This window comes from Acidimicrobiales bacterium (assembly GCA_022452145.1).
In the GTDB taxonomy this organism is placed as follows: Bacteria; Actinomycetota; Acidimicrobiia; order Acidimicrobiales; family MedAcidi-G1; genus UBA9410.
The window spans coordinates 24,334-43,163 of record JAKURY010000009.1 but is presented as its reverse complement, the minus strand read 5'-3'; the positions used below and the strand labels follow the sequence as shown (position 1 = coordinate 43,163).

The 18,830-nt window shown below is 70.2% G+C and carries 18 protein-coding genes; 7 read left to right on the top strand and 11 right to left on the bottom strand.

Annotated elements, in window-relative coordinates; all coding sequences use genetic code 11:
• Nucleotide 1: 1 nt before the first annotated feature.
• From icd to sucC, 6 genes are all read right to left on the bottom strand, one after another.
• Nucleotides 2-1,198 carry an NADP-dependent isocitrate dehydrogenase gene (gene icd, locus MK177_04825; GenBank protein MCH2426639.1) on the bottom strand — a complete coding sequence of 399 codons (1,197 nt, stop codon included), beginning with the start codon at nucleotides 1,196-1,198 and terminating at the stop codon, nucleotides 2-4.
• A 151-nt stretch (nucleotides 1,199-1,349) separates the two neighbouring features.
• Nucleotides 1,350-2,207, bottom strand: coding sequence for a bifunctional 5,10-methylenetetrahydrofolate dehydrogenase/5,10-methenyltetrahydrofolate cyclohydrolase (locus tag MK177_04820; protein MCH2426638.1), 858 nt, complete (start codon nucleotides 2,205-2,207; stop codon nucleotides 1,350-1,352).
• A gap of 58 nt (nucleotides 2,208-2,265) precedes the next feature.
• Nucleotides 2,266-3,816 (bottom strand): bifunctional phosphoribosylaminoimidazolecarboxamide formyltransferase/IMP cyclohydrolase, encoded by a 1,551-nt coding sequence (purH, locus tag MK177_04815; protein MCH2426637.1) that lies wholly within the window; start codon nucleotides 3,814-3,816, stop codon nucleotides 2,266-2,268.
• Nucleotides 3,813-4,406: a phosphoribosylglycinamide formyltransferase gene (purN, locus tag MK177_04810; protein ID MCH2426636.1), complete on the bottom strand. Its 594-nt coding sequence runs from the start codon at nucleotides 4,404-4,406 to the stop codon at nucleotides 3,813-3,815. Before purN ends, purH begins: the two co-directional genes overlap by 4 nt.
• Nucleotides 4,407-4,565: 159 nt before the next feature.
• Complete coding sequence (sucD, locus tag MK177_04805) at nucleotides 4,566-5,453, bottom strand: succinate--CoA ligase subunit alpha (protein MCH2426635.1); 888 nt, start codon at nucleotides 5,451-5,453, stop codon at nucleotides 4,566-4,568.
• 3 nt (nucleotides 5,454-5,456) lie between these two features.
• The gene (gene sucC / locus MK177_04800; protein MCH2426634.1) at nucleotides 5,457-6,626 is read right to left on the bottom strand and encodes an ADP-forming succinate--CoA ligase subunit beta; all 1,170 of its coding nucleotides are present in this window, start codon (nucleotides 6,624-6,626) and stop codon (nucleotides 5,457-5,459) included.
• A 179-nt stretch (nucleotides 6,627-6,805) separates the two neighbouring features.
• Here sucC and MK177_04795 point away from each other — a divergent pair, with 179 nt between their 5' ends.
• The 6 genes from MK177_04795 to MK177_04770 all read left to right on the top strand — a co-directional run bounded on the left by MK177_04795 (nucleotide 6,806) and on the right by MK177_04770 (nucleotide 11,596).
• A complete protein-coding gene (locus MK177_04795; GenBank protein ID MCH2426633.1) occupies nucleotides 6,806-7,300 on the top strand; it encodes a hypothetical protein in 495 nt (164 codons plus the stop codon).
• A 31-nt stretch (nucleotides 7,301-7,331) separates the two neighbouring features.
• Nucleotides 7,332-8,045, top strand: coding sequence for an alanyl-tRNA editing protein (locus MK177_04790; GenBank protein MCH2426632.1), 714 nt, complete (start codon nucleotides 7,332-7,334; stop codon nucleotides 8,043-8,045).
• Between the two features lie 67 nt (nucleotides 8,046-8,112).
• Nucleotides 8,113-8,943, top strand: a complete 831-nt coding sequence (locus MK177_04785; protein MCH2426631.1) for a TauD/TfdA family dioxygenase — start codon at nucleotides 8,113-8,115, stop codon at nucleotides 8,941-8,943.
• A 19-nt stretch (nucleotides 8,944-8,962) separates the two neighbouring features.
• A complete protein-coding gene (locus MK177_04780) occupies nucleotides 8,963-9,493 on the top strand; it encodes a carboxymuconolactone decarboxylase family protein (GenBank protein MCH2426630.1) in 531 nt (176 codons plus the stop codon).
• Nucleotides 9,486-10,508: a zinc-binding dehydrogenase gene (locus MK177_04775; GenBank protein ID MCH2426629.1), complete on the top strand. Its 1,023-nt coding sequence runs from the start codon at nucleotides 9,486-9,488 to the stop codon at nucleotides 10,506-10,508. The genes MK177_04780 and MK177_04775 overlap by 8 nt, the downstream gene beginning before the upstream one ends.
• On the top strand, nucleotides 10,505-11,596 hold the full coding sequence (locus tag MK177_04770) for a zinc-binding dehydrogenase (protein MCH2426628.1): 1,092 nt from the start codon (nucleotides 10,505-10,507) through the stop codon (nucleotides 11,594-11,596). Before MK177_04775 ends, MK177_04770 begins: the two co-directional genes overlap by 4 nt.
• A gap of 39 nt (nucleotides 11,597-11,635) precedes the next feature.
• Here MK177_04770 and MK177_04765 read toward each other — a convergent pair whose 3' ends face one another.
• Nucleotides 11,636-12,499, bottom strand: coding sequence for an MBL fold metallo-hydrolase (locus MK177_04765; GenBank protein ID MCH2426627.1), 864 nt, complete (start codon nucleotides 12,497-12,499; stop codon nucleotides 11,636-11,638).
• A 37-nt stretch (nucleotides 12,500-12,536) separates the two neighbouring features.
• On the bottom strand, nucleotides 12,537-14,609 hold the full coding sequence (locus MK177_04760) for a molybdopterin-dependent oxidoreductase (protein ID MCH2426626.1): 2,073 nt from the start codon (nucleotides 14,607-14,609) through the stop codon (nucleotides 12,537-12,539).
• A 152-nt stretch (nucleotides 14,610-14,761) separates the two neighbouring features.
• Between MK177_04760 and MK177_04755 the strand changes: the two genes are divergently transcribed.
• Complete coding sequence (locus tag MK177_04755; GenBank protein ID MCH2426625.1) at nucleotides 14,762-15,559, top strand: SDR family oxidoreductase; 798 nt, start codon at nucleotides 14,762-14,764, stop codon at nucleotides 15,557-15,559.
• A gap of 64 nt (nucleotides 15,560-15,623) precedes the next feature.
• Here MK177_04755 and MK177_04750 read toward each other — a convergent pair whose 3' ends face one another.
• From MK177_04750 to MK177_04740, 3 genes are read right to left on the bottom strand one after another with little or no spacing between them, the layout of a single operon-like run.
• Complete coding sequence (locus MK177_04750; protein ID MCH2426624.1) at nucleotides 15,624-16,703, bottom strand: hypothetical protein; 1,080 nt, start codon at nucleotides 16,701-16,703, stop codon at nucleotides 15,624-15,626.
• Between the two features lie 38 nt (nucleotides 16,704-16,741).
• A complete protein-coding gene (gene tmk, locus MK177_04745; protein ID MCH2426623.1) occupies nucleotides 16,742-17,341 on the bottom strand; it encodes a dTMP kinase in 600 nt (199 codons plus the stop codon).
• The gene (locus MK177_04740; GenBank protein ID MCH2426622.1) at nucleotides 17,338-18,801 is read right to left on the bottom strand and encodes an MFS transporter; all 1,464 of its coding nucleotides are present in this window, start codon (nucleotides 18,799-18,801) and stop codon (nucleotides 17,338-17,340) included. Before MK177_04740 ends, tmk begins: the two co-directional genes overlap by 4 nt.
• Between the last annotated feature and the right edge of the window lie 29 nt (nucleotides 18,802-18,830).

Here is an 18,830-nt window from a genome sequence, read left to right as displayed (position 1 = left end):
GTCAGAGCCGGTCGGCTACGGCCGAGGCGAACTCCGAGCACTTGACCTCGGTGGCTCCGTCCATCAGCCGGGCGAAGTCGTAGGTCACGATCTTGTCGGAGACGGCAGACTCGATGGCACGCACGATGTCGTCGGCGGCGTCCTGCCAGCCGATGTGTTCGTACATGAGTGCCCCGGACAACAACACCGACGACGGGTTGACCTTGTCCTGACCGGCGTACCTGGGTGCGGTGCCGTGGGTGGCCTCGAAGATTCCATGGCCGGTCACATAGTTGGTGTTGCCACCGGGCGCGATGCCGATGCCGCCGACCTGGGCGGCCAGGGCATCTGACAGGTAGTCGCCGTTCAGGTTCATGGTGGCGATCACGTCGAACTCCGATGGTCGGGTCAGCACCTGCTGCAGGGCGATGTCGGCGATGGTGTCCTGCACGAGGATCCTGTCGCCCGGCTCGCCGCCGCAGTCGTCCCAGCCGACTGCCACGTCGGAGAACTCGTCGCGCACCAGCTCGTAGCCCCACTTCTGGAATGCGCCCTCGGTGAACTTCATGATGTTGCCCTTGTGGACCCAGTGGACGCGGGGACGGCCGCGGTCCACCGCGTACTGCAGGGCGGCCCGCTGGAGTCGCTGGGATCCCGTCCTGGAGATGGGCTTGATCCCTATGCCGGAGTCCTCACGGATGCGCCAGCCAAAGGCGTCCTCGAGCAGCTCCCGGAGCTTCAGGGCGTCGGGGGTCATGGCCTCCACCTCGAGGCCCGCGTAGATGTCCTCCGTGTTCTCGCGGAAGATCACCATGTCGACCAGATCGGGACGCTTGACCGGCGAGGGCACACCCTTGAACCAGCGGACGGGGCGCAGGCACACGTACAGGTCCAGGATCTGGCGCAGGGCCACGTTGAGGCTGCGGAACCCGCCACCGATCGGCGTGGTCAGCGGGCCCTTGATGCCGATCATGTACTCGGAGAACGTGTCGACGGTGTCCTGGGGCAGCCAGTCACCGGTCTCGTTGTAGGCCTTCTCCCCTGCGAGCACCTCCTTCCACTCGATGGAGTGGCCGTACCTCGCCGCAGCGGCGTCCAACACGAGACGAGCTGCCGGCCAGATGTCGACCCCGGTGCCGTCACCCTCGATGAACGGGATGATCGGGTCGTCCGGAACGTTCAGGACGCCGCCTGCGCCCATCGTGATCTTCTCTGCCATGGGGCCGACCCTACCGATTCCCGACCCGTCAACATCCAGTGGACCAGCCGGCCTGTCGGGTCGGGCCGCCGGGCCACAGGGCCATCAAACGGGGCCGTCGACCCGCCGGGTCAGGGGTCCGACCGGGCCACCGGTCCGGGAGCCGGTACGGCTAGGAGACGGAGCGCTCCGCAGCCTCGACGGTGTTGCGCAGCAGCATGGCCACCGTGGTCGGGCCCACGCCACCAAGGCGGGGGGTGATCCACGACGCCACCTCGCCCACCGATTCGTCGACGTCGGCCAGCAGCTTGCGACCCTCCCAGGAGATGCCGCCGCTCACCACGACCGCTCCCGACCTCACCATGTCGGGCTGAACGAAGGACGGAACGCCGAGGGCGGCTATGACGATGTCGGCCTCACGGGTCAGGTCGGCCAGGTCGGGAACCGCCGAGTGCACCACGGTCACCGCGGCGTTGGCGCCCGGGGCCTTGGTGGTGAGCAGCAGCGACAGCGGCCTGCCCAGGGTCGGACCGCGGCCGATCACGACCACGTGCCTGCCGCTGATGTCGATGTCGTAGTGCACGAAAAGGGCCTGGATGCCGGCCGGCGTACACGGCACCGGACCGTCCTCCTGGAGCACCAACCTGCCGAGGTTGGTCGGGTGGAGGCCATCGGCGTCCTTGGCTGGATCCATGGCCGACAGGGCGGCGTTGAAGTCGAAGCCTTCAGCCACCGGGTGCTGGATGATGTACGCGTGGACCGACGGGTCCTCGTTGAACGAGGCCACGGCCTCGTCCAGCGCCGCAGGGGGGTCACCGGCCTGGACCTGGATGTGGCTGGAGGCGAGGCCCACCGACTCACAGGTCTCGTGCTTCTTGCGTACGTAACCGGCACTAGCGCCGTCGTCGCCAACGAGGATCGTGCCAAGTCCCGGCGTGACCCCCCTGGCGGCGAGCGCTTCGACCCGGGAGCGGACATCATCGAGCACGGCCTCGGCGACCGGCCCACCAGCGAGCAGTTGTGCAGTCATGGCGGGGCACGCTATCCCTCGATGACTCCGGGCGGGTCGGTCCGACGACCTGGGCCGGTCAGTGACGGAAGTGGCGTCGGCCGGTAAACACCATGGCCAAACCGACCTCGTTAGCGGCCGCAATGACCTCGTCGTCGCGTACCGAACCGCCCGGCTGGATGACCGCAGTGGCACCGGCGTCGATGGCGGCATCGAGGCCGTCGCGGAACGGAAAGAAGGCGTCGCTGGCGCAGGCTCCCCCGGTGGCCCGACCTTCGGCCTTCTCCGCGGCTATACGGGCGGCGTCGCGCCGATTCTGCTGGCCAGCCCCTATGCCGACGGCCTGGCGGTCTTTGACGAGCACGATGGCGTTCGAGGTCACCCTGGCCGCCACCTTCCACGCCAAGGCGAGATCGGCCCACTCCGAGTCGGTGGGTTCCCGGTCGGTTACCACCCTCCAGGCCGGCGAATCATCATCGACCTGGTCGACGGTCTGGACGAGTAGCCCTCCGTCAATACTGCGCAAATCCAGGATCCAGTCGGCTCGCCCGGGAGGTGGGCCTTCAAGGATCCTCAGGTTGGCCCGGGCTCGGAGCGCCTCGAGGGCCTCGGGTTCGTAGGCCGGGGCCACGACTACCTCGGTGAACACCTCGGAGAGCGGTTCGGCAACCGCCATGGTGACCATCCGGTTGAGCGCCACGATTCCCCCGAAGGCGGAGACGGGATCACAGCCGTGAGCCGCCCGGTAGGCGTCGGAGACGTTCTCGGCCACGGCCACCCCGCACGGGTTGGCGTGCTTTACGACCACTGCGGCTGGCTCATCGCCCAGTTCGTTCACCAGGCGCCATGCGGCCTCAGTGTCGAAAACGTTCAGGTAGGACATGGCCTTGCCGCCGTGGAGGATTGCTGCATCCCACCAACCGGTCAGGTCGGCGGCCCACCGGTACCGGGCTCCTGCTTGGTGGGGGTTCTCCCCATAGCGAAGTTCATCGACCCGCTCCAGGCTTAGATGCAGGGTGTCGGGAAGGGCTGCGGCGAAGCCGGAATCAGTGTCGGAAACCGGGAGGCCGGAATCGAACCAAGCCATAATTGACGCGTCGTAGGAGGCGGTATGGGAAAAAGCCCTACGGGCCAGGGCCAGTCGAGTGGATTCGGACAGGAGGTTGCCTGACCGCAACTCATCTAGGAGGTCCGGGTAGTCGCTCGGGTCGACAACCACCCCCACGTGTGCATGGTTCTTGGCCGCCGCCCGCACCATGGCCGACCCGCCGATGTCGATCATCTCGACGCCCGGCCATTCAGCGAACGGGTAGAGATTGGCCACCACCAGATCGATGGGGTCTATGCCATGGGCCTCAAGTTCGGCCATGTGATCGGGGTCGGACCGGTCGGCGAGGATCCCGCCGTGGATCGCTGGGTGGAGTGTCTTGACCCGTCCGCCCAGCATCTCGGGGGCGCCAGTAACCTGAGCGACCTCGGTGACGGGCAGGCCCTCGTCAACCAGGACCGAGGCCGTACCCCCGCTGGAGACCAGCTCCCACCCCAGCTCGACCAGCCCGCGGGAGAGCTCCACGATCCCCGTCTTGTCGTAGACGGACAGCAGAGCCCGGCGGCCCGTCGGGGCGCTCATGCCGATGCTCCACCGGAGGCACCCGCCGGAACGGGCGGCTCGCCACCCAGGACGGATCGGATGGTGTCGACGTAGAGGCGCCGCTCGACGGCCTTTATGCGCTCGTGGAGGCTGACCTCGTCGTCGTCGGGACGCACCTCTACGGTCCCCTGGGCCAGGATCGGACCGGCATCCACCTCGAGGGTCGCCATGTGCACGGTGCAGCCGGTGACGGTCACCCCATGGGCGAGAGCGTCACGTACCGCGTGCCAGCCGGGGAAGGCGGGCAGCAGGGCGGGGTGGGTGTTGAGGATGTGTCCGGCGAAGCGGTTGTAGATCGGCTGGCCGAGGATCGTGCCGAACCCCGCCATGGCCACCAGCGAGACCCCCCGGTCGACCAGCAGGTCGGTCAGGCGGGACGTGTAGGCGTCCCGGTCGAAGTCGTCTCCATAGGAGTCCCGGTGCACCACCACGGCCTCCACGTCATGGTCTGCCGCCATCCCGATGGCCGGACACGGTCGGTCCGACACGACCAGGGCGACCGGCAGGCCGGCCGACACCATCGCATCCAGGATCGAGCCCGTACCCGAGACCAGCACCGCCAACGACATGGGGGCGACCGTACCAGCGGCCCCCGCAACCGCTGATGGCGAAATGGCGGTAGGAACCGGGCGCGTTCCCCTGGATTGCGGTGAGGTGGGGCAGGCAGGCGTGCCCCCTGTGGACGAAAGGCGGACCTGTGCCCCCTGTGGACGGCAGGCGGGTCCCTGTCAGCCCAGCTCGGCGACGATGTCGGCCATGTGCTCGCCGGCCTCGGTCGGGTTCAGGCCGACCCTGACCCCGGCGTCCCGCAGCGCATCCATCTTGGCCCGGGCCGTTCCCCGACCTCCCGAGACGATGGCACCGGCGTGGCCCATCTTCTTGCCGGGCGGAGCGGTCACGCCGGCCACGTAGGCCGACACCGGCTTGGTCATGTGGTCGGCGATGAACTCGGCGGCCTCCTCCTCGGCCGACCCGCCGATCTCGCCGATCATCATCACGGCCTTCGTGTCGGGGTCAGCCTCGAAGGCGGCCAGGCAGTCGATGAACGACGTGCCGGGCACCGGGTCGCCACCGATGCCGATGCACGTCGTGCAGCCGATGCCCTTCTCCTTGAGCTCGTACAGCGCCTGGTAGGTGAGCGTGCCGGACCGGCTCACTATGCCAACCGGACCGCCGGGCAGGGCGATGTGACCGGCGGTGATGCCTATGTTGCACTGGCCGGGCGAGATGATCCCCGGACAGTTGGGGCCCAGCAGCCGCACGCCCGGGAAGTCCCGGCGGAGCCGGTTGTACAGGTCGGCCTCGTCATGGGCCGGTACACCCTCGGTGATCGCCACGATGAACTCCACGCCACCCCGGGCGGCCTCCAGCACGGCGTCGCGCACCCCGGGCGCCGGGATGAAGATGCACGACGCGGTGGCCCCGGTCTCGGCGACCGCCTCGGCGACCGAAGCGTAGACAGGTATGCCGTCAACGTCGGTCCCGGCCTTCCTGGGGTTCGTCCCGGCCACCACCCGCGTGCCGTAGTCCCGGTTCAGCAGGCCGTAATAGCGGCCCTGGCTGCCGGTCAGCCCCTGGTAGACGACCTTCGTGGCAGAGTCGACGAAGACGCTCACGGCTCAGACCCCCCGGTTCTCGTCGGTGCCCGCCGCTGTGGCCAGCTCCACGGCCCGTCGGGCCGCATCCAGCATCGTCGGCGCCATCTGCAGGGTGTCGGACAGGTGCGGCTCCAGGATTGCCCGACCCTCTTCGGCGTTCGTGCCATCAAGTCGGATCACGATCGGGGCGTCGATCCGGACCCGCTCGAGGGCCCCGATGATGCCGTTGGCCACCTCCTCGCCCCTGGTGATGCCGCCGAAGATGTTGATGAAGATGGACCGCACCGCCGGGTCGTTGTTGATGACCTCCAGGGCCCCGGCCATGACGTCTGCGTTGGCGCCGCCGCCGATGTCCAGGAAGTTGGCCGGGCTGCCCCCGACCTGGTTGACCACGTCCACGGTGGACATCGCCAGCCCGGCGCCGTTGGCGATCACGCCCACCGAGCCGTCCAGTCCCACGTACTGCAGGCCCCGGGCGTGGGCTGCCGTCTCCCGCTCGTCCCGGGTCTGCGTCTCATCGAACTCCACGTAGTCCTCGTGGCGGAACACCGAGCTGCCGTCCAGGGTGACCTTCGCGTCCAGCACGTGGATCCGGCCATCGGGCGTGAGGATGAGCGGGTTGATCTCAACCAGGTCGGCATCACCGTCCACGTATGCGGTGTAGAGCTTCTGGAGGACGTCAACCGTGCCCTCGACGGCGGCATCGGGCAGGTTCGCAGCAGCCACCCAGGCCCGGGCTCCCGCCTCGTCTAGACCGTCCACTGGATCTATCCAGACCTTGGCGATGGCATCCGGGTTCTCGTCGGCCACCGTCTCGATCTCCACGCCGCCCTCGGCCGAGAGCATCCCCAGGTGCTTCTTCGCCGAGCGGTCGAGGGTGAACGAGGCGTAGTACTCCTCGGCTATGTCCGAGGCCCGCTCGACCCACACCCGGCCCACGACGTGGCCACCGATGTCCAGGCCCAGGATGTTCGTCGCGTGCTGCCGGACGTCGTCGATGGTCGCTGCGAACTTGACGCCACCGGCCTTGCCCCGGCCACCGGTGTGGACCTGGGCCTTGACCATGACCGGTGTGCCGAGCCGCTCGGCGGCCGTCACCGCCTCGTCGACGGTGAAGGCGATCTCGCCGTCCGATACCGGCATGCCGTACTGGGCAAAGAACTGCTTGCCCTGGTATTCGAACAGATCCACGCCAGTCGCCTCCTGCGGACCTCACGGTCGGTCTCGTCGGATGGTCGCCGCCTGCTGTCATCGACGCCGGACCGGAGCGATACTAGGCAGCACCCCGCCGGGACCGACCCAGTGGGACCGAACTACGGCCCGGGTTTCCGACACACCACCGGCCGACGATCGAGAGGGGCCTGCAAGCCATGACCGTCGCCCGGGGAATGCGGCTCGACGTGCCGCGGGCCATCGCCGTGACGATGACCGGGCTGGCCGCCGCCGTGGGAGCCCTAATGCTGGTGCTGTGGCTGGCCGGCTCGACTGACGCCATCGAGGTGAAGCTGGGTGACCCAGACTTCCGCGGCATCCACGCCGCCGACCTCGCCACCGAGATCGCCCGGAACGGACCGGTCCCGTTCCCCGACCTGGCCGGCAGGGACCGGCCGATCTGGATCACCCATGCAGGCGACGACCCGGCCTTCGGCTGGGCCGCGTTCTCGGCCCGGGTCCCGGGGCGTGAAGCCCGTTGCCTTGTCCAGTGGGACGGCACGGCCTCGGTCTTCACGGACTCGTGCGCTCCGGAAGTCACCTGGCCGCCGGACGGCGAGGGCCTCGACCAGATGGCCTGGCAGGTGGTGGAGGGCGAGTTGCGGGTGGACGTCGGCGATACCCGCCCGGCCGACTGGGAGGCTGGGCCATGAGCGGGCGACCAGCACGCCAGGAGGCCGGGCCATGACCGACCGGCTGTACCTGCGAGACGCCGACTTGCGCTCGTTCGAGGCCGCCGTCGTTGCCGTCGACGGCGACCGCGTGGAACTGGACCGGACCGCCTTCTACGCCACCAGCGGTGGCCAGCCGCATGACACCGGCCACCTGGTGTGGGCCACCGGGGCCGCCGCCGTCCTGGACGTCCGTACCGTCGACGGACGGGTGCTCCACACGCTGGCAGGCCCGGTACCCGAGGTCGCCACGACGGTTACAGGCGAGGTGGACGACGCCCGACGGCGCCAGATGATGCGCACCCACACCGCCATGCACGTCCTCTGCGGCGTGATGTGGAAGAACTGGAGGCGGGTGGTCACCGGAGGCAACATGGACGCCCTCTCGGGACGCATGGACTTCGAGGTGGACCAACTCCCGGAGGGCTTCGCCGCAGAGGTGGAGGCCCTCTGCAACGCCGAGATCGCCGCCGACCGACCCATCGAGGTGTCGTTCCTCCCCCGTGGCGAGGCGGTGCTGGACCGGGAGCTCATCCGGACCAAGGTGAACCTGGTCCCCGAGTCGGTGGACGAGATCCGGGTGGTGGACATCGTCGGCCTGGACAAGCAGGCCGACGGCGGGACCCACGTGTCGTCCACCGGCCAGGTCGGGCGCCTGGAGGTCGTCAAGACGGAGTCCAAGGGGAAGGGTTTCAAGCGGATCCGGTTCGTCCTCCACGACTCCTGAACGTTTAACTCCGGACCCACGACCAGCGGCCTCGCGGGCCCGACCGTGCATCACTACCATCGCCGTCGTGCCTACCGTGACCCCGCTGACCGGCGATCCCGACACGGGTACCTTCGGCGCCCGGGTCGAGGGCCTTGCCCTGGCCGGCCTCGACGCACGGGGAGCCGAGAAGGTCCTCGACCTGCTGGATGCTCACGGGGTGCTCCACCTCCCGGACCAGCTACTGTCGCCCGAGGAGCAGTTGGCCGTCGGTCGGCTGTTCGGCCCGCTCCAGCGCACCGACTACGGCCTCCGCCACCCCGACCATGACGAGATCATCCACGTGACCGACGTGCGCAAGGAGCAGCGGATCACCGAGCGATGGCACGCCGACAGCACCTACTTCGCCGACGAGCTGACCGTCTGCCTGCTGAACGCTGTCGAGGTCCCGCCCAGTGGTGGGGACACCATGTTCGCCGACCAGGTCCGGGCCCACGATGGCCTCTCCGACCGGATGAAGGACCTCCTGGCTGGCCTCCGGGCCGTCCACTCGGGGGCGGCCTTCGCCCGGATCATGGGGGCCGACCCGGCCGACGCCCCGCGCCGTGTACACGACGTGGTCCGGATCCACCCCCGCTCGGGAAGGCGATTCCTGTACGTGAACGCCGCCTACGTGGACCGGTTCGAGGGCATGACCGTCGAGGAGGGACGGGGACTCCTCCGGACCCTTTTCGACTACGCCACCACGCCCGACCTCGTCTACCGGCACCGGTGGGCGGCCGGCGACGTCCTCATCTGGGACAACCGGACGTGCCAGCACTACGCCGTCCACGACTACGGGTCGGCGAGGCGGGAGCTCTGGCGGGTCTCGGCCCTCGACGACGGCAGCGGCACGGCCGCCGCCCCCCGACCAGCCTGAAGGCCGACCGGGCGATCTGATGACCACCGACCGAACGCCCCGGGTCAACCTCCCGGCGACCGCGGAGATCGACCCAGAGTTGATCCGGCACCTGCCCCGGGGCGCCGACGGCGAGGTCCCCAACGTCTTCAAGGGCATGGTGGCCCACCCGTGGCTGTTCCGAAAGTGGGCGCCGTTCGCCTCCCACCTGCTCGACCGGTCGACGCTGGAGGCCCGGGCCCGCGAACTGGCCATCCTCTGCACGGCCGGCTTTGAGAACAGCGACTACGAGCTGTACCACCACCGGGAGATCGGCTCGGCGGTCGGCCTACGGCATGACGAGGTCGAGGCGGCCATCGCCGGCGACCCGACCCCCTTCAGGGGGGCCGAGCGGTCGGTGGTGGCAGCGGCCCTCGAGTTGGCCCGGGACGGCGACGTTGGCGACGACACGTGGGAGGACCTGTCCCGCCACCTCCGCCGAGAGCAGGTCCACGACCTGATCTTCACCGTGGCCAACTACCGCGGCATCGCCCTGTTCGTCCGGACGCTCCGGATCCCCACCGATGGCTGATCGGATCCCGGAGCAGACCGAGGCCATCGTGGTTGGGCCCGACGGTCCCTCGCGTTCGACCGTTCCGCTCCACGAAGTCCGTCCCGGTCACCTGGAGATCGAGACGGTGGCCGGCGGACTCAACCGGGGCGACGTGTACGCCCTGGCAGGCGCCTACCGGGTAGGCCGCTCGCTGTCCGAACCGGACCGGTCGTCCCGGCCGACGGTGGCCGGCGGCGAGGTGTCCGGGCGGGTGACGGCGGTGGGCAAGGGCGTCGATGGCTGGAAGGTCGGCGACCGGGCCATGGCCTTCACCTACAGCGCCTTCCGTCGGCGACTGGTCGTGTCGGCCGGGCGAGTGCTGCCCGTTCCCGACTCCCTGGACCTGACCACGGCGGCTGCCGTCCCCATCAACTTCGTCACCGTCCACGACGCTCTGGTGACCGCAGGGCGCCTGTCGGCCGGGGAGACGGTGCTGGTCAACGGCGCCTCGTCGGGGATCGGGGTGGCCACCCTGCTACTGGCACCCCACCTGGGCGCCGGGTCCGTCCTGGCCGTCTCGCGCAGCACCGACAAGCTGGCCCGCCTCACCGACCTGGGCCTCGCCCCGACTGCGGGCATCGTCGGCCCGTCGGACGGCTTCACCGATGAGGTGCTGGCCGTGGCTCCGGACGGCGTGGACGTCACCATCGACGTGGTGGGCGCCGGCACCCTCCGGGCCAGCGTGGACACGGCGGCCCTCGGGGGACGGATCGTGTCGGTCGGCCGGGTCGGAGGGGTCATCGACAAGGTCAACCTCGACGAGCTGGCCAGGAAGCGCCTGACCCTCGTCGGGACCACCTTCCGGACCCGGAGCCAGGAGGAGGCGGCCACGGTTATCCAGTCGGCGGGTCGTGACGTCCTCCCCCTGCTGGCCGACGGCACCGTCGTGCCCATTGTCGACCGGGTGCTGCCCGCCGACGACCTGACTGGGGCCGCCGAGGCCATGACAGCCGACACCCACGTGGGCAAGATCGTCCTGGAGTTCAGTTGGTGACCGGCCCGGCCGGCGTCCTCCGGACACGGGCGGCCGTCGTCCGGGAGCGGAACGGACCGGTCCAGATCGTCGACGTGGACCTCGGCCCGCCGGGACCCGGCGAGGTCCGGGTGGCCATGGAGGCGTGTGGGATCTGCCACAGCGACGTGCTGGCCATCCACGGCGGCATCCCCGAGCAGCCGCCGTTGATCCTCGGACACGAGACGGTGGGCAGGATCGAGGCCACCGGGCCCGGCGTCGATCTGGTGGTCGGCCAGCGGGTCCTGCTGGCGTGGCGGAACCCGTGCGGTACCTGTCGGCCCTGCCGACGACAGGGACCGGCGTTCTGCCTCCGACCGGTCCACGCGGACACAGCTCCCGTCGACGCCGACGAGGCGGTCCTGGCCCGGGCGTTCGGCATCGGCGGCATGGCAAGTCACGCCCTGGTCCACGTCGGCCAGTGCGTCCCCGTCGGCGACGACCTGGATCCCGTCCCGACCAGCATCGTCGGGTGCGGTGTGATGACCGGCTACGGATCGGTCGTCCGAACGGCCGCCGTGGAGACCGGTGACCACGTGGCGGTGTTCGGCTGCGGCGGGGTGGGAACAGCTGCCGTGGTAGCCGCCTCCAGGGCGGGGGCAGCCACCGTGGTGGCCATCGATCCCGACCCCGACCAGCGGGCCCTGGCCGGACGGCTGGGCGCCGACCTCTGCCTGGACCCCGACGACGACGTCGCTACCACCATCCGGAGGGCCACCGACGGGGAGGGGCTGGACGTGGCCATCGAGGCGGCAGGCCACCACGACGTGCTGGCCCTGGCCTTCCGCTGCCTGGGCGTCGGGGGGACGGTGGTCCAGGTCGGTTCGCCCCGACCGGTCGACCACCTGCCCATCGCCCTACCCCAGCTGTTTCTCAAGCGGGCCACCATCACGGCATCGATCTACGGGGATACCGAGCCCCGGGTCGGCGTGCCCGAACTGCTCGACCTCTATCGGAGCGGTGAGCTGCCGTTAGACGAGTTCGTCGGCGGGACCATCGGCCTATCCGAGGTACCCGCCTGGTTCGCCGCCCCGACGTCCGGGCGCCGGACCGTGGTGGTCCCCGACTGACCAGGAGGCACTACCGCAGGCCGGGCGGCGGGGGCCAGCTCAGGGAAGGGTGACCGCAGTCAGGTCCCGCGCCACTACCACGTCACCCGTGTAGCCACCGGACCGGACATCGTCCTCGAAGGCCCGTTCGGCGGCCACCGACCCCGGAGGCGGGATGAGGTGGGTGAGCACCAGTCGGGGAATGCCCAGGCCCTGGGCCTGGCGGCCGATGGCCACCGTGTCGGCGTGGTAGTCGAGGATGAACCGACGGCGTTCCGGGAGGCTGCGGATCTCGGAGAACCGCATGGCCTCGTAGACCAGCACATCGGCTCCGGTGGCCAGTTCGGCCACCTCGTCACACACCAGGGTGTCGCCGGAGACGACCACGACGCCATCCGGGGTCTCGATCCGGTAGCCGACCGCCGGGTGCACCGGCTCGTGGCGCACCTGGCCGGCGAGCACCCGAACGCCGTCAGCACGCCAGACCTCTGTCGGAACGCCCGGGTAGGGGAACGGGACTGGCTCCACCGAGGGGCCGTCCCGGCGCCCGGAGTGGGATGCCCTTACCGCCAAGTCGTCGGCCCACCGGTCGGCCAGGCCGTCCACGAAGGGGATGCAGGGTCCGTCGGGCGCCACGACCGGAAGCGTGGGGAGGTTCCTCTCCCGGTCCATCACCCATCGGGTGAGGAGCACGTCGTCCAGGCCGACGAGGTGGTCGGAATGGTGGTGCGTGAGGAAGACCGCGTCGAGTCGCCCGGGATCGGATCCGGCACCCAGCAGGCGCATCACCGTGGACCTCCCCGCGTCGATCAGCAGGTCCAGTGGCCGGCCATCTGACCGATGGGTGACGAGCACCCCGGGCCCGGCGCGGTCCGGCGTGGGGATCGGCGTACCCGTTCCCGTGATGGTGACCGTGGTGGTCACAGACCGGCCCGCCGTCGGGTTCGAGCAGCCCGAACGGTCACGATGACGGCCCGACCGGTTCCACCTGGACCAGGGTGTCGTGGAAGGCTGCCGAGCCGATGTTGCGACCCGGACGGGGGTTGGTCAAGACGTTGGCCCCGCGACCGTCCGATGTCGTGGTCGACCACCACCCGAACGGCATGGTCACCAGCCCGGGCTGTACCCGGTCGACCACCGCCGCCCGCAGCTCGACCGATCCACGGTCGTTGAAGACTCGGACCCTGTCGCCGTCGACGATGCCACGGGGGTCGGCGTCGTCCGGGTGGACGTCCAGCCTGGGCTCCCCTTCGGCCGGGAGGTGGTCTGCGAACCCGCCGTAGTGGCTGTTCAGGAACCTGACGTGCTGCTTGCGGGTGAGCAGGCCCAGGGGGTACCGGGCCACCAGTCGGGCGTCGCCGTCGGGTGTCTCGTCTCCGGGCCGGTACTCCAGTGGGCCCAGGGCTAGGCGGCCGTCGGCCGTCGCGGTGGCCCCGTCCATGGGCGGGATGAAGCCGTCGGGGACGTTCAGGCGGACCCACCCCTCGGCGTCCAGGCGCTCCAGGTCGATGCCGTCCAGCCATGGGTGGTCCGAGTCCAGCAGCTGGCGGACCATGGTCTCGTCGTCGTCCGCAAGGCCCGGCGCGTCGAGGCCCATGGCGACGGCCAACCGGCGGAACACCTCGGTGTTGGGCAGCGCCTCGCCCACAGGAGCGATGGCCGGTCGGTTCAACGACAGGTACATGTGGCCCCAGGCGTTCATCAGGTCCAGGTGCTCCACCTGGGTGGTGGCCGGGAGCACCAGGTCGGCATGGCGGGCCGTGTCGGTCATCGCCTGCTCCATGACCACCGTGAACAGGTCGTCGCGGGCCAGCCCTGCCAGCACCGGATTCTGGTCCGGGGTGATGGTCGCCGGGTTGCAGTTGTGGACGATCAGGACCGTGATCGGCGGATCCAGGTCCGGATCGGTCAGCACCTCGCCCAGCGCGGCCATGTTGACCACCCGCGGCTGTACCGTCCCGGTCCGCCGTGGCACCGGGTCGACCAGCACCTGGTCGAAGTACTGCTGGGTGGAGCGGCAGAGACCGCCGCCCCTCTCCCTCCAGGCACCTGTGACGGCGGGCAGCATGGCCAGCGCCCGGTGGGCCTCCTGGCCGTGCTGCCGGTGCTCGAGGCCGACGAGGACCCGGACGGCCGCCGGCCGCCCGGTGGCGAAGGTGGTGGCCAGCCACTCGATGGTGGCCACGTCGATTCCGGTGGTGGCGGCCGTGGCGTCCAGGTCGACCCGTCGGGCATCGGCGAGGAGCTCGTCGGAACCCGTGGTGTGGTCGTCCAGGAACGCCCGGTCCACCAGGCCGTCCCGGTCGATGACGTGGAGCATGCCGAGGACCAGGGCCACGTCTGTCCCCGGCCGCAGCTGCACGTGGTGGTCGACCCGCTCCGCAGTCGTGGTCCTGACGGGGTCCACCACCACAACCACGGCGCCGTCGGCCCTGGCCGCCTCGATCGTGGGCCACAGGTGCCGGTTGGTGACCAGGGTGTTGGTGCCCCACAACAGGATCGTCCGGGAGTGCCGGAGGTCCTCGGGGTCCATGCCCAGTGGGAGCCCGTGCACGTCGGCCGCCCCCAGCCATGCCGTCACCCCACACAGGTGGCGGTGCACGCGGGTGGCGCCCAGGGCATCGAAGAAGCGCTGGGACATGACCCCCATCTGGACCAGGCCCTGGGTGCCGGCGAAGGAGTAGGGGAGCACGGTCTCAGGCCCATGGCGGTCGATGGCCGCTGTCAACCGGGAGGCCACCTCCGCGATCGCATCGTCCCATGACACCGGCTCGAACCGGGGCTCGCCCCCGCGCGGTCCCGGCACCCGACGCAGAGGTCGCAGGATCCGGTCGGGGTGGTACACCCGGTCGAGGTACCTATTCACCTTCGGGCACAGCTCGCCGGCGGTGAACGGATGGTCGACCGCTCCACGGAGTCGGACGGCCCGCCCCCCCTCGACCGTCACCTCCCAGGCACAGGTGTCCGGACAGTCGTGGTGGCAGGCGCCCCTCACGATGGTGGTCCCGGTCTGCGCCGCAGCAGCATCGGCCATGCCCAAGCCTTTCAGAGCCGGAGGGCGTCAGCCACGACGGCGGTCGGCGATCCGCCGGGCCGGTGTGGCAGGCTCGCAGCCATGAGCCTGCCCGTACGCACATCCTGCTCCCACGACCCCTGCGGAGGACCTGGTCCCGGGATCTGTACGCGATGACGACCGATGGCCCACTCGGTGGCCGGCTGGCCGGGAAGGTGGCCTTCATAACCGGCGCCGCATCGGGGATCGGCCGGGAGAGCGCCATTCTCTTCGCCGCCGAGGGCGCCCGGGTGGCAGCGGTTGACCTGGACGCCGACGGGACGGTGCAGGTCGTGGGAGAGATCGCCGACGCCGGTGGCGAGGCCATCGCACTCACCGCCGACGTGGCCGTCGAGGCTGAGGTGGCTAGGGCGATCGCCGACACCGAGGAGGCGTTCGGTCGTCTCGACGTCCTGTTCAACAACGCCGGAATCATGCATCCGGGGGACGGCGACGCCCAGACCACCGAGGAGGCGGTCTGGGACCTGACCATGGCTGTAAACCTCAAGGGCGTCTGGTTCGGCTGCCGCCACGGCATTCCGGCACTGCGTCGTTCCGGCGGGGGCAGCGTCATCAACACGGCCAGCTTCGTGGCCCTCGTGGGGGCGGCCACCCCCCAGCTGGCCTACACGGCATCCAAGGGCGGCGTACTGGCCATGACGCGGGAACTGGCCGTGATCCACGCCCGGGAGGGCATCCGGGTCAACGCCCTGTGCCCGGGACCGCTCCGCACAGAGCTCCTGATGTCGTTCCTGGACACCGAGGAGAAGCGACAGCGGCGCCTGGTACACGTGCCGATGGGCCGATTCGGGGAGGCCGGTGAGATAGCGCGTGCCGCCCTCTGGCTAGCCTCGGACGAGTCCTCCTACGTGACCGGGACCGACTTCTCGGTGGACGGCGGCCTGACCGCCGCCTACGTGACCCCCGAGTAGACCCGATGGGGGGCACCGTCCCCGTGGACGGGGCGTGGCCCAGCGCCGCAGGTCCGCCGGCGGCTCAACCGGCTGTCGGCAGGTCCAGGAGGAGTGCCTGGAGCAGGAGGGTCTCGTTGGGGTTGCGGACCAGCTCGCCGGTGGCTCCGGTGATGCGGGCCGTGGCGTCCATGGCGGAGTCCACCGGCTGGCCAGCCTCGCTGGCCGCCCGAGCCGTGTCCCGGTAGACGCGGCTGATGGTGGCCAGCCCGAACCGGAGCTCGTCGTCACGCAGGCGACGCACCTCGCGTCGCTGACGGTCCACCAACTCGCGCCTGCCCGACCCCCGAGTTCCGAACGCCTCCTCGCGTTCGGCCAGCGCCTCCAGCTCGACCTCGTGGCGGGCCACCAGGGGGGCCTGGGCGTCATCGATCATGGCCCGGAGCTCCTCGACCAGTACGGCCACCGCCGCCCCGCTGCCGTCCAGGCGGGACGGCACCGAATGCCAGGCGTTCCGCCGACCGTGCAGGGCCGGATCGTCGACCAGCAGGCGGGCCCGGCTCAGACTCCCCGCCGCCGCCTCCGCCAGCACCGCCGCGCGGTCCACGTCGATCCCGTCGGCAACCATGGCGGCGACCACCACGTCGTCGGCCAGCGGCGGGAAGTCCACTCGGAAGCAGCGCGATGCAATGGTCACGTGCTCTGCTGGAACCTCCTCCGCCAACAGCACGAAGGTCGTCGTGGCCGGCGGCTCCTCGATGGTCTTGAGAAGGCTGGCCGCCGCCTCGGGCTCTGCCGTGTCAAAGCGATCCACCACGATCACCTTGCGGTCGGCCTCGACCGGCGACCGCCAACCCTCGACCGTGATCCTCTCGGTATCGGCCACCAGGAGGGCGCGACCGTCGGGCTCCACGTGAACGAGGTCGGGATGCTGGCCGGCGACGGCCAGCCGGCGGTGTCGCGTGGCTGCCTCGGGCTCCGGACCGTCGGCCGATTCGCTCCCGGCGAAGAGCGCTCCGGCGAAGGCCCGGGCTGCCTCTTCCCTGCCGGCACCGGGTGGGCCCACGAACAGGAAGGCGTGGACCGGAGCGACCACGGAGGCCCGCAGGAGCGAGATCGCGGCGGCCTGTCCGACGACCGTCGCCCAGAGGGCGTCGTCGTTCATCGGGGACCGGTCATCGGGAGCCAGTCACCGTGGACCCGTCATCCCAATCGCTCCTCGACGGCGGCGGCCACCCTGGCGGCCACCTCGTCTACAGGGCCGTTGCCGTCCACTACGAGCCACCTGTCGGGATCGGCGGCGGCCATCTCCCGATAGGCGGCCACCACCGTTGCCTGGAGGCCATCGCCGGCCTGCTCGATCCGGTCCAGGTCATCGCCCAGGCGTCGACCCGCCACCGGTGCGTCCACCAGGATCAGGACGACCAGGTCGGGCTGCAGGTCGTCGGTGGCGAAGCGGTTCACCTCGGCGACCGCCTCGGCTCCCAGCCCGCGGCCGTAGCCCTGATAGGCGACCGATGACGCCACGTACCGGTCAGACACCACGTCCCGGCCGGCGGCCAGCGCCGGTCCCACCACCTCGGCCACGTGCTGGGCCCTCGCTGCGGCCATCAGCAGGGCCTCGGCCCGGTCCACCGGAGAATCTCCGGAAGGGTCCAGGACTAGGGCCCGGATACGCTCCCCGAGCGGCGTCCCGCCCGGCTCCCGGGTGAACACCGCCCCCAGCCGCTCTGCCAGCAACCGGGCCTGCGTGCTCTTGCCCGTGCCGTCTGCTCCCTCCACGGCGATGAAGCGTCCGGTCACGGCGCCTGCTCCCGGTCCGGGTCAGACGATCGGTAGCCGAGCTCACCGGCCCGCAGCGAGGCGATGGCCACCGCCCCGGAGGCAAGGATGATCAGGGATGCCAACCACAGCGTGAGACGCACCCCCGGCACGTCCACCGCCACCCCGAACACCTCCACGTGACGATCCCACAGCGCGCTGGAAAGCCGGTCCAGCAGGTCCTCCATCAGGGGTCCGACCACCAGGGCCAGCAGGACGCAGGCCCGGACCAGCACGTAGAACGTGGAGAAGATCCGGCCCCGCAACTGGTCGTCGACGTTCTCGTGGAGCAGGGTGAAGCCGAGCACGTAGACCGACCCGGCACAGATCCCGATGCCGAACACCATCGTCGTGGAGAGGTGGACCTGGCTAATGGACGCGGCCAGGGCCAGGAACACACCGGCACCCACCAACGACCAGGTGAACGTCCGCGCCTTGTCGAGCCGTCGCTGGAGCCACGAGACGAGCGCCACGCCGCCCGCCACTCCGAGCCCCAGGGCGGTGATCAGCACCCCGAGACCCGACCTGCCCGCACCCAGCACCTCGTCGGCATAGATAGCGCCCAGGGGAACCAGCATGCCGCCTCCGATGAGCCCGGTGGCCATGCCCATGTTGACGGTGCGCACCACCGGGTTGACGAAGACGAAGCGCCAGCCCTCGCGCAGTTCATCGATCGGGTGGGCCAGGACGGCCCGGCGGCCCTTCGCCAGGTCACGTTCGACCCTGGGGCGCTTCGGGAGGTCGAGGGTGAAGATCAGGTAGCCGGTCACGAGGAATGACAGGGCGTTTGCGTAGAACGCCAGCCCCATGTCGTCGAGGCGCACGTTGTCGGCCCACGACGAGTCGAACAGGGCCGTCGACAACCGTCCGAAGAGGGCCATCAGCCCGGCACCCAGCGGGAAGGTCCCGTAGGCGGCTACCAACGACAACGAGTTGGCGGAGGCCAGCGACTCGACGGGGACCACGTGTGGCACCGATGCCTCCTTTGCCGGGCCCCACAGCATGGTGAACGCCTCCAGGAGCAGCGAGGCGAGGAACAGCCCGAACAGGGTGTCGACGAACGGGAGGGCCAGCATGACCATGGCCCTGCCCATGTCGCAGGTCACCATCGTCTTCTTGCGGTCCCATCGGTCCACGAACACGCCTGCCACCGGCCCGAAGAAGAAGCCGGGCACGATTCGGGCGGCCAGCACCAGGCTCAGGGCGGCACCCTCGTTCCCGGAGCCGAGCCGGATGGCGAGGATGGAGATGGCCAGCAGGCCCAACCAGTCACCGGTGGCCGAGACCACCTGGGCCAGCCAGAGGCGGTAGAAGGCCGGGGTGCTGAACAGCCGGGACCGCAGAACCGAGGGACGTCCGAGGATCCGGAACGGCGTGAACTCGTCGCCGGGAACCGGATCCTCCCGACTGTCGGCCGAGTCTCGTCCGGTCGATCCGCTCACCCCGCCACTCTACGGGAGGGCGGCACCCG

Coding starts and splice junctions, on each gene's coding strand:
- MK177_04760 (MCH2426626.1), bottom strand. CDS start 14,609: ATGGCCGATGCTGCTGCGGCGCAGACCGGGACCACCATCGTGAGGGGC.
- MK177_04795 (MCH2426633.1), top strand. CDS start 6,806: ATGACCGTCGCCCGGGGAATGCGGCTCGACGTGCCGCGGGCCATCGCC.
- MK177_04755 (MCH2426625.1), top strand. CDS start 14,762: ATGACGACCGATGGCCCACTCGGTGGCCGGCTGGCCGGGAAGGTGGCC.
- icd (MCH2426639.1), bottom strand. CDS start 1,198: ATGGCAGAGAAGATCACGATGGGCGCAGGCGGCGTCCTGAACGTTCCG.
- MK177_04775 (MCH2426629.1), top strand. CDS start 9,486: ATGGCTGATCGGATCCCGGAGCAGACCGAGGCCATCGTGGTTGGGCCC.
- MK177_04780 (MCH2426630.1), top strand. CDS start 8,963: ATGACCACCGACCGAACGCCCCGGGTCAACCTCCCGGCGACCGCGGAG.
- MK177_04750 (MCH2426624.1), bottom strand. CDS start 16,703: ATGAACGACGACGCCCTCTGGGCGACGGTCGTCGGACAGGCCGCCGCG.
- MK177_04820 (MCH2426638.1), bottom strand. CDS start 2,207: ATGACTGCACAACTGCTCGCTGGTGGGCCGGTCGCCGAGGCCGTGCTC.
- purH (MCH2426637.1), bottom strand. CDS start 3,816: ATGAGCGCCCCGACGGGCCGCCGGGCTCTGCTGTCCGTCTACGACAAG.
- purN (MCH2426636.1), bottom strand. CDS start 4,406: ATGTCGTTGGCGGTGCTGGTCTCGGGTACGGGCTCGATCCTGGATGCG.
- MK177_04790 (MCH2426632.1), top strand. CDS start 7,332: ATGACCGACCGGCTGTACCTGCGAGACGCCGACTTGCGCTCGTTCGAG.